The sequence below is a fragment of the Kribbella sp. WER1 genome, assembly GCF_054189145.1.
Genome location: NZ_CM135186.1, coordinates 675,174 through 689,261, shown reverse-complemented (window position 1 = coordinate 689,261; position 14,088 = coordinate 675,174). Strand labels below are relative to the sequence as shown.

Here is a 14,088-nt window from a genome sequence, read left to right as displayed (position 1 = left end):
AGCGGGTAGGTCAGACCGCGCCGCCGGCGGTGGCCGGGGCGGTCGGGTCGGCGCCGGCGTCGCCGACCACCTCGCGGGCCAGGAAGTCCTCCAGGTGGAACAGGTTGTCACCGGCCCGCTTCGCGACGTTGACCAGCGTCTTCATCGCGGCGACCTCCTCGACCTGCTCCTTGAGGAACCACTGCATGAACTGCTCGCCGATGTAGTCGCTCTCGTCCCGCGCGGTCCGGGCGAGCGTCTCGATCTGCTTGGTGACGGTGATCTCCTGCGCGAGCGCGAGCTCGAGCGGCTCGATCGCGGTCTTGAAGTCCGACTGGACCTCGCCGACCGACGGGATCGCCGGCCGGATGTCCTTGTCGAGCAGGTACTGGACCATCATCATCGCGTGGTTGCGCTCTTCCAGCGACTGCTTGTAGAAGTGCGCGGCCAGCTGGGGCAGATCCTGGTCGTCGTACCAGACAGCGACTGCCACGTACTGCTGCGACGCCGTGAATTCGTTCCGGATCTGGTCCTGCAGGAGCTTCTCGTACGTACTCATTCCGTCAATCTACTCTGTCCCAGCTCGACCACCTGGGTGTTACCACCGGGGAGCCCGAGCCGGACAGTGGTCCCGTCCACCTGCACGTCGATGCCCTCGGCAAGAGCCTCCGGTCGCAGCGCATCCCGGGTGAGCAGGACAGCATTCACCAGCACGAGCGGCTCCCCGCGGTGCGCAACCGTCAGGTACGGCGTCGCGGAGTGCGCCCCGAACGGGTTCACCCCCACAGCGCGGTGCACACCAGCAGCCTCATACCCGTACAAACCAACCACAGCAGACAACAGCCCATCCGCGTTGCGGGCAGAGCCCGTCCGAACCCCTACGGTTGCCTCCGGCAACTCGTCGCCGGCTACGGCGAACCCTCCGCTGCGGACCGTCGCACCGTCCGGTCCTTCGACCAGGGCACAGCGGATTTCCCAGCCGTTCCACACGACCGACGTGACCTCGATCGGCCACGGGCCCTCAGCTCCCAGCCATGCCTTGTGCCACGAGGACGCCGTCCGTCCGTCGACCCCGAGCCGCCGGATCCGCCCGCGCCCGCTCGCCGTACCGTCCGGCCCGACCAGCGAGATCAGGTTGTCGATCCCCGGCTCCTGGTCGGACAGGTCCGGCCCCGCGTGGTTCGCGTACGCCAGCCGGTTGTAGTGCGCGTCACCCGACGGCTCGACCCCCGCGGGCTCGGCCACCGGCGCATGATCCGCGCCGTGATTGACCAGCTGCACCACCTGGTCGTGCCGGCTCGCGTGCACGATCCACCCTGGCTCCGGCATCGCCTTCAGCTGATCCGCGTCGTCCAACGGGATCGAGTCCTCCGGATCCGACCACACCGGATGCTCCGGCGGCAGGATCAACCCGACGAACCCCTTCGAGGCCCAGTACGGCGACCCCGGCCCGGAGTACTGCTGCGTCGTCGGCAGGAACGTGTCGTACCACCCAAGTGTCAGCACGCCGCGCTCGTCCGGCACCCCGTGCTGCACGAAGTGCCGCGCGATCCCGGAGCACAGCCGCCGCGTCTCACCCGGCGTCAGCGGGGTCGAGTCGAGCAGCGCCCCCATCCAGTACGGCGCCGCGGCCGCCATCCGGTACGTCAGCGACCGCCCCTGGTACAACGGCGCGCCGTCGTTCCCCACGAAGTACTGCGCGTCCTGCAGGAACAGGCTGATGCGCTCCTTGTAGAGCTTCAGCCGGTCCTCGTACTGCGCTCCTGGCGTCGCGGCGGCCATCCGCGCCCACAAGCCCGGGTACAGGTGCATCGCCCAGCCGATGTAGTTGTCGAAGTTCTGCCCGTCGCCGTCGGAGTACCAGCCGTTCCCGACGTACCAGTCCTCGATCCGGTCGAGGCCGCCGTCGATGTCCTCCTGCCGGTACGGCGCGCCGACGGAGGCGAGGAACTGCTCGCTGACGACCTGGAACAGCCGCCAGTTGTTGTCGTGTGTCACGGACCCGTTGAACCCGCCGAGCCAGTCCGCGACGTGCTGCTGCGCCTTGTCGTCGAGCCGGTCCCAGATCCACGCGCGGGTCTCGTGCAGCGACACCGCGATCGCGGCCGCCTCGACCATCTGCTGCGAACGCGGGGTGAGCCGCAGCCATGCCTCCGGGTGGTCCGGGTTCGCGCCGTTCGCGACGCCGCGCGCGTACCGCTCGATCAGCTGCTCGCAGCCCTTGCCCTGGACGCCGGCAATCCGGAACGCGGCCAGCATGAACGACCGAGCGAACCCTTCGAGCGCGTCGGACGCCGTACCGGAGCGGCTCGGGCGGCCGGGCAGCTCGACCAGCGAGGCGCCGGGGGAGAAGTACGGGACGAGCGAGTCCAGCAAGTGGTCGGCGAGCGCTTCCCAGTGCGCCCGCACCCATCCGGTCTGGCGCGACAGTTCACGGTCGGTGTCCGGCAGGATCAAGCGAGTCACTACGCGAGCCTTCCTAGTTCGGCTGGGCTGATGGCGTGTTGCAGGGGCTGGCCGGCGGTGAGGCGTTCGAGTTCGCCGACGGCGAGTTCGCCGAGCCGGGCGATCTCGTTGCCGACGGCACCGGCGACGTGCGGGGTGACGAAGACGTTCGGCAGGTCGAGCAGCGGCGAGTCCGGTTCCAGCGGCTCCGGGTCGGTGACGTCGAGGATCGCGTCGATCCGGCCGGACGAGCACTCGGCGAGCAGTGCGTCGGCGTCGATGATCTTGCCGCGGGCGGTGTTGATCAGCGCCGCGCCGTCCTTGAGCAGGCCGAGCAGGCGGGCGTCGACGAGGCCGACGGTCTCGGGCAGCAGTGGAGCGTGCACGCTCAGGATGTCGCTGCGGCGGAACAGCGTGTCGTTGTCGACCAGCTCCGCGCCCAGCTCGGCAGCCTCGGCGGCGGTCAGGTACGGGTCGCTGATCAGCACGTGCAGGTCGAACGCGCGCAGCCGCTCGGCGACCATCTTCGCGATCCGGGACGCCCCGAGCAGACCGACGGTGGTCCCGTAGTTGCCCGGCATCCCGTGCGCGTCGCCCTTGCTCCGCTCCAGCCGGTACTGCGCCGCGAGCCGGAAGGCCCGCTTGCCCGCCATCACGATCGCCGCGACGGTGAACTCCGCGACCGGTTGCGCGTTCGCGGTGGCCGCCGACGACACCTGGATGCCGCGGTCGAATGCGCTCGGGTCGACGATCGCCTTCACCGAGCCCGCCGCGTGCAGGATCGCCCGCAGCTTCGGCGCCGCGTCCAGTACCTCCGGCCCGATCCGCGGGCAGCCCCACCCGGTGAGCAGTACGTCGACGTCCGCGAGCGCCGCGCGGACGGCGGGGTCGTCGAGGAAGCCCGGGACCGGCGAGTGCTTGGTGCTGCCCTGTCCGGGGCCGGCCGGCAGCACGGTGGCGACGGCGTCCAGGCGCTGCCGGACGGACGGGACCAGGACGTGGGCCCGGGTGCTGTCGTTCATCGCCAGCATGACGGTCAGGGCGGGATTCGGTTCGCGACTCACGACGACCAACCTAGCAAGCGCTTTCCAAGGTTGTCGCGCCGAGTCCGGTTCCTGAATGTTTGCTGATCCCGGAATTTGTCCGCGACGCCCCGGCGTTGGGGACAATAGACGTGCCTGTTGGTGATGCGAAGGAGACGACGATGCTGCGACCGGACGACCTCTACGAGATCGTCGACGAGTCGGTGGCGACCGGCCCGGCGGCGACGCCGAAGGTCATGGTGCACTCGCTGGACGGCTTCATGGACGCCGGCCAGGCCGGCCGGGTGACCGCCGACCACCTGCTCGAGGTGCTGGACCACCGGTTGCTGGCGCGCTTCGACGTCGACCTGCTGCACGACTACCGGGCGCGGCGGCCCGAGGTGACGTTCGCCGAGGACCGGTTCACCGACTACACCCCGCCGCACCTGTCGCTGCACCTGGTGACCGACGACGCGGGCGTGGACTTCTTGCTGCTCGAGGGCGTCGAGCCCGACAACCACTGGGACCGCTTCGCGGGCGCCGTCCGGCAGCTGATCGACCTCTACAACGTGACGCTCACCGTCGGCGTGCATGGCATCCCGATGGGGGTTCCGCACACCCGGCCGCTCGGCCTGACCGCGCACGCGACCCGGCCCGACCTGGTCACCCGGTCGAACATCTGGGACGGCGAGATGCAGCTGCCCGCGAGCGCCGGCACGATGCTGCAGGTCCGCCTCGGCGAGTCCGGCAAGGACGCGATGGGCTTCGCCGTTCACGTCCCGCACTACCTGGCCGAGAACCGCTTCCCGGGCGCGGCGCTGGCGCTCGTGCACGCGATCTCCGCCGCGACCGGCCTGCTGCTCCCTAGCAAGGCCCTGCTCGACGAGGCCGCGGTCACCGGCCGCCTGGTCGACGAGCAGGTCGACGCCTCCGAGGACGCCACGGCCGTCGTCAAGGCCCTCGAGACGCAGTACGACGCGGCCGCCGGCTCCCTGAGCCGCAAGAGCCTCCTCGCCGACTCCACGCCGTCGGCCGACGAGCTCGGCGCCGAGGTCGAGCAGTTCCTCGCCGAGCTCAACCGGGACGACGACAAGTAACCGCGTCGTACGTGACGGTTTCCACAGCGCGTACCGCCTAGTACTGCGGCTGGGCCTGTCAGGATGAGGCATGCCTGAGTCGTTGGAGGATCTGGTCGAGCTGCTCGACCTGGAGAAGATCGACGTCGACCTGTTCCGTGGACGGCAGCCCCAGACCTCGATGCAGCGGGTGTTCGGCGGGCAGGTGCTCGGCCAGGCGCTCGCCGCCGCGAGCCGGACGGTCGACGCGGAGCGGGTGGTGCACTCGCTGCACGGGTACTTCCTGCGCGCCGGCGACACCTCGGTGCCGATCGTGTATCGCGCGGAGCCGACCCGCGACGGCGGCTCGTTCAGCAGCCGCCGCGTCGTCGCCTCCCAGAACGGGAAGCCGATCTTCTACATGTCGGCGTCGTTCCAGCGCCTCGAGCCCGGTCTCGACCACCAGGACCCGATGCCGGACGACGTCGTACCGCCGGAAGAGGCACCGCGGCTCGCCACCGTCCTGGAGGCGCAGAGCGGGCGGCCCGCGGCGGACTGGGACCGCGAGTGGGCGTCGCTCGACGTCCGGCTGGCGGGGGTCAGCGGCCGGCAGTTCTGGATCCGGGCCGCCGGGACGCTGCCCGACGATCCGGCGCTGCACGCCTGCGTGCTCGCGTACGCCAGCGACCTCACGCTGCTCGGCGCCAGCCTGCTGCCGCACGGCATCGTGATCGGCGACCGCCGGATCCAGCCCGCGTCGCTGGACCACGCGCTCTGGTTCCACCGCCCGTTCCGCGCGGACGAGTGGCTGCTGTACGACCAGGCGTCGCCGTCCGCGTCCGGCGCGCGCGGCTTCGCCACCGGGCGGCTGTACACCGTGGACGGCCGCCTTGTCGCGTCGGTCGCGCAGGAGGGACTGATTCGTCCGGTCGGGCTGGATTCGGATCTGCTAACTTAGGAGCATGTCGCAGCGCGCTGTAGTCACGACGACGCCGGAGTCCGTCCCGGCGCGCTGACAGCTGACTGTCACACCAAGCCCCGGGGCGAGTGCCCCGGGGCTTTTGCGTGCCCCGTGGTCCCTCGCCCCATCTCAATGAGGAGACCACCATGTACGACCACCGCAAGATCGGCCGCGAGCTCGGCCTGTTCGATTCCGACCCGCTGATCGGCGCGGGCCTGCCCTACTGGCTGCCGGCCGGAGCCGCCGTACGCCGGGCCCTCGAGAGCTACATCGCCGAAGTGGAACGCAGAGCCGGCTATCAGCAGGTGTACTCGCCGGTGCTCGCGAAGAAGGAGCTGTACGAGATCTCCGGCCACTGGGCGAAGTACCACGACGACATGTACCCGCCGATGGACATGGGCGGCGAGGAACTCGTCCTCCGACCGAGCATCTGCCCGCACCACGCGCTGATGTACCGCTCCCGATCGCACAGCTACCGCGAACTCCCGCTGCGGATGTCCGAACTCGGCGGCCAGTACCGCGCCGAGCTGTCCGGCGCGATCGGCGGACTCAGCCGGGTCCGCGCGATGCAGCTCAACGACGCGCACATCTTCTGCCGCCTCGACCAGGTCGCCGCCGAAGCCGCCGACGCGCTCCGGCTGATCAACCAGGCGTACGCCGACCTGGGCATCGCGGCCTCCCGGTACGTGCTCGCGCTGCCGGCCGAGGACGCGGAGTTCAACAGCCCGGCGAGCAAGTACGTCGGGGACGCGGCGAGCTGGGCGGAGGCGGCCGAACTGCTCCGCGGCGTACTGAAGGACGCGGGCGTGGACTACGAGGACGCGCCGGGCGACGCGGCGTTCTACGGGCCGAAGATCGACATCCAGATGATGGATTCGGCCGGTCGCGAGTTCAGCCTGTCGACCGTCCAGATCGACTTCCACCAGCCGGCCGCGTTCGGCCTCGAGTACATCGGTGCCGACGGCAACAAACACCGGCCGGTGATGGTGCACCGGGCGATCGTCGGCAGCATCGAGCGGGCGATGGCGCAGCTGATCGAGGTGCACGGCGGCGCGTTCCCGGCGTGGCTCGCGCCGGTGCAGGTCGTCGTACTGCCGATCTCGGACGCCGAGGAACAGCTCGCCGTGCAGGTCGCGCGGCGGGCGTCGGACCGCGGGCTCCGGGTGGAGGTCGCGCACGCGGACGAAGGCAGCCTCGGCGCGCGGATCCGGGAGAACCGGCTGGCGCCGTACCAGGCCGTCATCGGGGCCCGCGAGGCGGCCGACGGCGCGCTGGCGATCCGCGAACGCGACGGCCGCCGCTGGGATCCCGCCCCGATCGGGCCGGTGCTCGACCGGATCCGGCGGGAGGCGGAGCCCCAGGCCATCGCAATTGCCGGCGAGGAGGCGGTGTGAGCGTGAGCGCCGGCGGTGGAGCGTGATTGTGATGGCCTGGCGGTTCAGCTCTCCTGGAGCTGCCCGATCAGGTGCGTCACGTCGTGTGAATCGTCGTACAGCGCGAAGTCCAGCGTCTTGCCGTCCTGCTGGTAGCCGAACTGCGTCCGCGACGGGAGCAGCAACGGCTTCCGGAAGTCCACGCGGACCGTGAACGCGTCCGGCAGCACGCCGGCGCGCTGGACGGAGGCGAGCGCGGCGGCCTTGGCCCACATGCCGTGCGCGATCTGGCGCGGGAACCCGAACGCCTGCGCGGTGAGCTTGAACAGGTGGATCGGGTTCCGGTCGCCGGACGCGGCGGCGTACCGGCGGCCGAGGTTGCCGCGCAGGTCCCACCAGGCGTTCCCGGCCAGCACCGGGTCGGGCAGCAGGTCCGCGTGGGCGTCGGGTGTCCCGGCAGAGCGGCTGAGCAGCGTGGTCAGGTCGCTCCAGACCAGTTCGTGGTCGACGAAGACCTCGCTGATCACGTCGAACACGGTGCCCTTCGGGTGCGGGCGTTCCGGCGTACTGTGCACGCGGATCGACGGTTCCGCGTGCAGCGGGATCGGCTGCTGCTGCGTGATCGTGTTGGACAGGTGCACGATCCCCATCGGCTTGTACGGGAACGAGGGGTCGGACATCAGGTCCAGGTGCAGCGGGAAGGCCAGCACATGCGGGTACGTCGGGGGCAGCGTCGGGCCGGCCTGGAACCCGGTGACCTCGCGGTACGCCGTCAGGTGGTCCTGGTCGACCGCCGACCGCGGCAGCTCGAGCGTGAGGCCGTCCTCGGTCGGCTCGTAGTCGGCGCGGCGCAACGTCGCCTTCACGGTCCGCGCGTACAGCGAGCCGAGGCCGGGGGAGTCGTCGTACCGGCGGATCGGCATCAGGCCCCCAGCAGGCTCTGGCCGCAGACGCGGACCACGTTGCCGGTCAGGCCCGCGGACGCCGGGTCGGCGAACCAGGCGATCGCCTCGGCCACGTCGATCGGCAGCCCGCCCTGCTGCAGCGAGTTCATCCGGCGGCCGACCTCGCGGATCGCGAACGGGATCTTCGCGGTCATCGCGGTCTCGATGAAGCCCGGCGCCACCGCGTTGATCCGGATCTGCCGGTCCGCGAGTACCGGCGCGAGCGCCTCGACCAGACCGATCACGCCGGCCTTCGAGGTCGCGTAGTTCGTCTGGCCGTTGTTGCCGGCGATCCCGGCCATCGACGACACGCCGACAATCGAGCCGCCGTCGCGGAGCGCGCCGGACTCCACCAGGTGCTTGGTGATCCGCTCGGGGGCGCGCAGGTTCACGTCCAGGACGGCGTCCCAGGCGTCGGTGCGCATGTTCACCAGCCGCCGGTCGCGGGTGATGCCGGCGTTGTGCACGACCACGTCGAGGCCGCCGTGCTGCTCCTGCGCGTGCGCCGCGATCCGCTGCGCGGCGTCGACCGCGGTCACGTCGAGGAGCAGTTCGGTGCCGCCGATCTTCGAGATCACCTTGCGCAGCGGGTCCGCGTTCTGCGGTACGTCGACGCCGATCACGGTCGCGCCGTCGCGGGCCAGCGTGTTCGCGATCGCGGCGCCGATCCCACGGGCCGCTCCGGTGACCAGCGCCGTACGGCCGGCCAGCGGGCGGTGCGGATCGTTGCTGACCAGCGGACCGGTACCGATCCGCGCGACCTGGCCGTCGACGTACGCCGACTTGGGGGAGAGGAAGAAGCGGAGCGTCGAGTCGAGCTGCTCGTGCGCGTCCGGGGCGACGTACACCAGGTTGACCGTGGCGCCGCGCTTCACCTCCTTGCCGAGGCTGCGGGTGAAGCCCTCCAGCGCGCGCTGCGCGACGTGCTGGTCGGTGCTGGCGGCGAGCTCCGGCGTCCGGCCGACCACGATCACCCGGCCGGCCGGGGCAAGCTGGCGGATGACGGGCGAGAAGAACCGCTGCAGGCTGGACAGGTCCGCGGTCGACGTCGCGCCGGTCGCGTCGAAGACCAGCGCCTTCGGGCGGATCTCGCTGGACGCGACGCCTTCGGTCGCCGTACTGAAACCGGCACCGATGTCGCGCAGCAGGGCCTGGATCGCCTTGCCCGCGTCGGACTCGCCGATCGCGCCGAAGACGACCGGCCCGTCGATCACCGGCGCACCCTCGGTCCAGCGCGGCAGCGGCAGCGGGTCGGGCAGACCCAGGTTCTTCACCAGCGTCTTGCCGAGCGGCGTCCGGGTGAAGGTCTGGTAGCGATCCGTCATCTCAGCTCCTACTTCTCGAGGATGGCGACGACACCCTGGCCACCCGCGGCGCAGATCGAGATCAGCCCGCGGCCGCCACCGTTCTCGTCCAGTTGCTTCGCCAGCGCGGCGACGATCCGCCCGCCGGTCGCCGCGAACGGATGCCCCGCGGCCAGCGAGCCACCGTTCACGTTCAGCTTGTCCCGGTCCACCTCGCCGAGCGGAGCGTCCAGTCCGAGCCGTTCCTTGCAGAAGATCGGATCCTCCCATGCCTTCAGCGTGGCCAGCACCTGGGAGGCGAACGCCTCGTGGATCTCGTAGTAGTCGAAGTCCTGGAGGCTCAGCCCTGCCCGTTGGAGCATTCTTGGCACCGCATACGCAGGAGCCATCAGGAGACCCTCGGCGCCCTTCACGTAGTCGACGGCCGCAGTCTGCGAGTGCGTCAGGTACGCGAGGGGCCGCAGACCGTGCTGCTCGGCCCACTCGTCGGTGGACAGCAGCACGGTCGACGCGCCGTCGGTCAGCGGGGTCGAGTTCCCGGCCGTCATCGTCGCGGTCTCGCCGTTGCCGAAGACGGGCTTCAGCTTCGCGAGCTTCTCCAGCGTGGTGTCCGGGCGGAGGTTCTGGTCCTTCTCGAGCCCGAGGTACGGCGTGATCAGGTCCTGCTGGAAGCCGCGGTCGTACGCCTTCGCCAGGTTGACGTGGGAGCGGTACGCGAGCTCGTCCTGCGCCTCGCGGGTGATGCCCCACTCCAGCGCCGTCAGCGCGGCGTGGTCGCCCATCGACTTCCGGGTCCGTGGCTCGGCGTTCCGCGGGATCTCCGGTACGACGTCCTTCGGCCGGACCCGGGCGAGCACCTTGAGGCGGTCCGGGTACGTCTTCGCGCGGTTCAGGTCGAGCAGCACGCTGCGGAGGTGGTCGTTGACGGCCAGCGGCGCGTCCGAGGCGGTGTCGACGCCGCCGGCGATGCCCGCGTCGATCTGGCCGAGCGCGATCTTGTTGCCGACCAGGATCGCCGCCTCCAGGCCGGTGCCGCAGGCCTGCTGGATGTCGTACGCCGGGGTGGTGGGCGCGAGCTTCGACCCGAGCACCACCTCGCGGACCATGTTCCAGTCGCGGGCGTGCTTGAGGACCGCGCCGGCAACCACCTCGCCGACTTCCTGGCCGCCGAGACCGGCCCGGTCGACCAGACCGTTCAGCGCGGCGGTGAGCATGTCGGAGTTCGAGGCGTGCCGGTAGGTCTTGTCCTGCCGGGCGAACGGGATCCGGTTGCCGGCGACCACGGCCACCTTGCGTGGTTCGGTCACGATGTCTCTCCTGCTCTGGCTCTCGCGGAACGGGTCTTGGTTGTCAGGGCTTTCTGTCCCACCGCGGTTGCCAGGGTCGCGGTGATCGCGGTCGACCGGACGGTGCCGACATCGGCATGATGCACTACGGGATGACCGGGCCGGCGGCCCGACACGATCAGACCGACCCTTGCCATGTGCAACGACCCGAGGGTCTGCGTGTACAGATGGTTGGCGAGGTAGGCGGTGTCCACCTCGGCGAAGACGCCGGTACGCTGCCCGGCCTCGAGAATCGCGGCGATCCGGTCCAGCGGCGCGGCCATCGCCGTACCGAGCTTGACCATCACCGGCTCGGTGATCTCGCCGAACAGCTCCTCGCCGGTCCGGCGGAGCAGGCTCATCGCGCAGTCCGTGAACGCCGGGTAGCCGAGACAGAAGTCCACGAACGTCTCACTCAGCGCTCTGAGCCGGTTGAGCGGGGTCCTGCGCGGGCTGTCCTTGCCCTGCAGGCTGTCCTCGAGCTCCTGGAGGTAGTCGACCAGGGTGAGCGCGAACAGCTCCTCCTTGCCGGCGAAGTGCCGGTAGATCAGCGCCTTGTTGATCCCGACCCGCTTGGCGATATCGTCGATCTGGGCGTCGATCGTGCCGCGCTCGTCGAAGATCTCCCGGGTGGCGCGGATGATTTCCCGCTCCCGGTCGCGCCGACGCTCCGCCGTGGTCCGGCGGCGTCCGATCGCGAGCAGCGCGGAGCTCATGCACCGATCTTAGCCACAGTGGTACCTGATGGTGCAAACGACAGTTACACTCATCGGTAACATCGTAGTGCCGCCGCTGGAGGATGTTGATGACCATGACCGATCCCAAGCCCGCAGTCTCCGCCGACGTGATGGCGCTCGCCGGTGAGCTCGGCGCCGAGCGGTCCACACCCGGCTGGAGCCCGTTCTCACTGCAGCTGAACGACGAGCAGCGCGAGATCCGCGACTGGGCCCACACCTTCGCCGCCGACGTCATCCGCCCGGCCGCCGCCGAGTGGGACGAGCGCGAGGAGACCCCCTGGCCGGTGATCCAGGAGGCCGCCAAGATCGGCCTGTACGGACTCGACGCCAACATCAACCTGTTCATCGACCCGTCCGGCCTGCTGATGCCGCTGGTCCACGAGGAACTCTTCTGGGGCGACGCCGGCATCGGCATGTCGCTGAAGGGCACCGGCCTCGCCTCCTCCGCGATCTTCTCGAACGGTACGCCGGAGCAGTGGAGCCAGTGGATGCCCCGCTGCTACGGCACGCCCGACGACGTACAGGTCGCCGCCTTCTGCTCCTCCGAACCCGGCGCCGGCTCCGACGTCTCCGCGATCCGTACCCGCGCGGTCTACGACTCCGCCTCCGACGAATGGGTGATCAACGGCCAGAAGGCCTGGGCCACGAACGGCGGCATCGCCGACATCCACGTCGTGGTCGCCACGGTCGACCCCGCACTCGGCACCAAGGGCCAGGCCGCGTTCGTCGTACCCCGCACCGAAGTCCACGGCCTCCAGCAGGGCACCAAACTCCGCAAGCACGGCCTCCGCGCCTCCCACACCGCGGACGTCTTCTTCGACAACGTCCGCATCCCCGCCGCCAACGTCCTCGGCGGCAAAGAAAAACTCGACGCCCGCCTGGCCCGAGCCCGCGAGGCCGCCGCTGCCCGCGAAGCCGCATCCTCGGCTGACGGTGCGGCCGCCCGCCCCGCCGGCCGCAACGCCTCGATGGCCACCTTCGAAATGACCCGCCACATCGTCGGCGCCCAAGCCATCGGCATCGCCCGCGCCGCCTACGAAGTAGCCCTCGAATACGCCAAAACCCGCGAACAGTTCGGCCGCCCCATCATCGACAACCAGGGCATCGCCTTCAAACTCGCCGACATGGCCATGGAAATCGACGCCGCCCGCCTCCTGGTCTGGCGAGCCGCCAACATGTCCGCCGCCCTCATGCGCGGCGAAACCCCCGACTACCGCCACGGCGAAGGCTCCATGGCCAAACTCAAAGCCGGCGAAGTAGCCGTAAAAACAACCGAAGAAGCCATCCAAATCCTCGGCGGCAACGGCTACACCCGCGAATACCCCGTAGAACGCATGCACCGAGACGCCAAGATCTACACCATCTTCGAAGGCACCAGCGAAATCCAGCGCCTGGTGATCGCCCGAGCCATCTCCGGCATGCGCATCCGGTAGACGTTTCCGCAGGTCACAGGCTGATTCCAGGGTCATCGAGAGACTGGCCGCCGTCGGGTTCCCAATGGGCTGTGGGGGACCGGCCGGCGTCCAGCTCCGTCACAGCTCCGTGAGCTTCCATCGCAAACAACCGAGCCAACCGCGAGTCGACAGCCTTCCGCGCCCGCTCGTGGGATGAGGGCAGCATGTGGGTGTACAGCCGGAGCGTGAACCCGGGGTCGCCGTGCCCCAGGTACTGCGCCAGCTCCTTGATGTTCACGCCGTCCGCCAGGGTGATGCTCGCGTAGTAGTGCCGCAGCGCGTGCATCCCATTCTCCCGGCTGGAGTAGTACTGCCGCCTGCCCCGCGCGTCCTTCGTCGGCTCCGGTATGGCGCCCGCGTGGAAGAGCGCCGGCTTCCAAACGAGCTCGTCGTACGTCCGCGCCCGGATGTGCTTGTCGTCAGTCCACCGGAACAAGAGGTTGACCGTGTGGGGCTTGCCGTCGACCTTCTCCCACGGCAACGTGTAGGCCCGCGGCTTCGTGCTCTCGATGTACTCCGTGAGCATCACGGCTACACCTTCTGACATCGGCACAGTCCGCTCGGTGTCGTTCTTCGGCAGCGCGAAGACGAACTCTCTGCCGAGCTTCTTCACCTGCCTCCGGACTCGAATCACCATTTCGTCGAAGTCGACGTCCTGCTCGGCGAGCCCGAACAACTCACCTTGCCGCAGCCCGCACGCCGCACCGATCGAGGCGATCGGCCTGTACTGCGGCGGATGCCCCTCCACGATCCGGAGCACAACCTCATCACTCCAGGCGGTGGTCTTCCCGCCCTTCTCCGCCGGCACCTTGACCCCCGAGCCTTCGCCGGATTCCGTTTGATCGCCTCGTCATCGACGGCGACCTCCAGCGTCCCGTGCAACACGAGGTACGCCGTACGCGCCGTAGACGCCCCGAACCGCGCATCCAGCCCCGCCACCCAAGCCGCAATCTCAGAAGGCTTGATCGTCCGCAACTGCCGCCGCCCAAACGCGGGCGCGACATGCAGCCGCAGGGACGACTCGTACTTCATCGCTGTCGCCGGATCCACCACCCGCGAAGCAAGCCACCTCGCGGCAATCTCCTCAAACCGAACCTTCCCAGCCTCCGGATCGATGTACTCCCCGCGCTCCCGATCCGTCTCCATCGCAGCCCCATGCCGCTCCGCAGCCGTCTTCGTCCCGAACGCCTTAGACCGCTCCCGCCCCTCCGGATCCACCCACCCCGCCAACCACCGCTTCCCCCGCCCCCACTTAACCGTCCGAACCCGCTCGATCGAGCCGTCGGCCCGCCTCACCGCCCGAGTCCACTGATCCTTCACATACGCCATAGCCGCGCCTCCCGCTCGTCGCCGATGTGCGGCGGCTCAACGGTTGAGGGGGCGTGCCTTCTGTCGGACGGTCGCGCGGGAAGGCGCCGCCTTCACGTCGCACCCGAGCGCAGCGCGGTTTTCCCAGCGGCGCACTCGATAGCCGCTGGCAGCCATGCGG

At 69.8% G+C, this 14,088-nt stretch carries 12 protein-coding genes and 1 pseudogene; 4 read left to right on the top strand and 9 right to left on the bottom strand.

All coding sequences use genetic code 11. The features are described 5' to 3' along the window. Positions 1–10: 10 nt before the first annotated feature. Genes ACXJJ3_RS03410 through ACXJJ3_RS03400 form a run of 3 tightly spaced genes read right to left on the bottom strand, consistent with a single transcriptional unit; the run spans position 11 to position 3,488 of the window. Positions 11–538, bottom strand: coding sequence for a ferritin (locus ACXJJ3_RS03410; RefSeq protein WP_458168430.1), 528 nt, complete (start codon positions 536–538; stop codon positions 11–13). Continuing rightward, positions 535–2,445 (bottom strand): DUF2264 domain-containing protein, encoded by a 1,911-nt coding sequence (locus ACXJJ3_RS03405; RefSeq protein ID WP_458168429.1) that lies wholly within the window; start codon positions 2,443–2,445, stop codon positions 535–537. Before ACXJJ3_RS03405 ends, ACXJJ3_RS03410 begins: the two co-directional genes overlap by 4 nt. After that, on the bottom strand, positions 2,445–3,488 hold the full coding sequence (locus tag ACXJJ3_RS03400; RefSeq protein ID WP_458168428.1) for a hydroxyacid dehydrogenase: 1,044 nt from the start codon (positions 3,486–3,488) through the stop codon (positions 2,445–2,447). Before ACXJJ3_RS03400 ends, ACXJJ3_RS03405 begins: the two co-directional genes overlap by 1 nt. Before the next feature lie 140 nt (positions 3,489–3,628). On the opposite strand from ACXJJ3_RS03400, the gene ACXJJ3_RS03395 reads away from it, so the two are divergent. The 3 genes from ACXJJ3_RS03395 (at position 3,629) to thrS (ending at position 6,856) form a co-directional block, all read left to right on the top strand. Further along, on the top strand, positions 3,629–4,543 hold the full coding sequence (locus ACXJJ3_RS03395) for a proteasome assembly chaperone family protein (RefSeq protein ID WP_458168427.1): 915 nt from the start codon (positions 3,629–3,631) through the stop codon (positions 4,541–4,543). A gap of 70 nt (positions 4,544–4,613) precedes the next feature. Next, positions 4,614–5,459 carry an acyl-CoA thioesterase gene (locus tag ACXJJ3_RS03390; RefSeq protein WP_458168426.1) on the top strand — a complete coding sequence of 282 codons (846 nt, stop codon included), beginning with the start codon at positions 4,614–4,616 and terminating at the stop codon, positions 5,457–5,459. Between the two features lie 89 nt (positions 5,460–5,548). Further along, positions 5,549–6,856 (top strand): threonine--tRNA ligase, encoded by a 1,308-nt coding sequence (gene thrS, locus ACXJJ3_RS03385; protein WP_458168425.1) that lies wholly within the window; start codon positions 5,549–5,551, stop codon positions 6,854–6,856. A 44-nt stretch (positions 6,857–6,900) separates the two neighbouring features. On the opposite strand, the gene ACXJJ3_RS03380 is transcribed toward thrS, so the two are convergent. From ACXJJ3_RS03380 to ACXJJ3_RS03365, 4 genes are read right to left on the bottom strand one after another with little or no spacing between them, the layout of a single operon-like run. Then, positions 6,901–7,758 carry a MaoC family dehydratase gene (locus ACXJJ3_RS03380; RefSeq protein ID WP_458168423.1) on the bottom strand — a complete coding sequence of 286 codons (858 nt, stop codon included), beginning with the start codon at positions 7,756–7,758 and terminating at the stop codon, positions 6,901–6,903. After that, positions 7,758–9,104, bottom strand: coding sequence for a 3-oxoacyl-ACP reductase (locus ACXJJ3_RS03375; RefSeq protein ID WP_458168422.1), 1,347 nt, complete (start codon positions 9,102–9,104; stop codon positions 7,758–7,760). The genes ACXJJ3_RS03380 and ACXJJ3_RS03375 overlap by 1 nt, the downstream gene beginning before the upstream one ends. Positions 9,105–9,112: 8 nt before the next feature. Continuing rightward, positions 9,113–10,390: an acetyl-CoA C-acetyltransferase gene (locus ACXJJ3_RS03370; RefSeq protein WP_458168421.1), complete on the bottom strand. Its 1,278-nt coding sequence runs from the start codon at positions 10,388–10,390 to the stop codon at positions 9,113–9,115. After that, on the bottom strand, positions 10,387–11,124 hold the full coding sequence (locus tag ACXJJ3_RS03365) for a TetR/AcrR family transcriptional regulator (protein WP_458168419.1): 738 nt from the start codon (positions 11,122–11,124) through the stop codon (positions 10,387–10,389). The genes ACXJJ3_RS03370 and ACXJJ3_RS03365 overlap by 4 nt, the downstream gene beginning before the upstream one ends. Before the next feature lie 95 nt (positions 11,125–11,219). On the opposite strand from ACXJJ3_RS03365, the gene ACXJJ3_RS03360 reads away from it, so the two are divergent. After that, the gene (locus tag ACXJJ3_RS03360; protein ID WP_458168417.1) at positions 11,220–12,578 is read left to right on the top strand and encodes an acyl-CoA dehydrogenase family protein; all 1,359 of its coding nucleotides are present in this window, start codon (positions 11,220–11,222) and stop codon (positions 12,576–12,578) included. Positions 12,579–12,591: 13 nt separating this feature from the next. On the opposite strand, the gene ACXJJ3_RS03355 is transcribed toward ACXJJ3_RS03360, so the two are convergent. Both ACXJJ3_RS03355 and ACXJJ3_RS03350 read right to left on the bottom strand, forming a co-directional pair. Then, the gene (locus tag ACXJJ3_RS03355; protein WP_458168416.1) at positions 12,592–13,407 is read right to left on the bottom strand and encodes a tyrosine-type recombinase/integrase; all 816 of its coding nucleotides are present in this window, start codon (positions 13,405–13,407) and stop codon (positions 12,592–12,594) included. 26 nt (positions 13,408–13,433) lie between these two features. Further along, positions 13,434–13,745, bottom strand: a pseudogene (locus tag ACXJJ3_RS03350) (tyrosine-type recombinase/integrase); the annotation flags it as partial. Between the last annotated feature and the right edge of the window lie 343 nt (positions 13,746–14,088).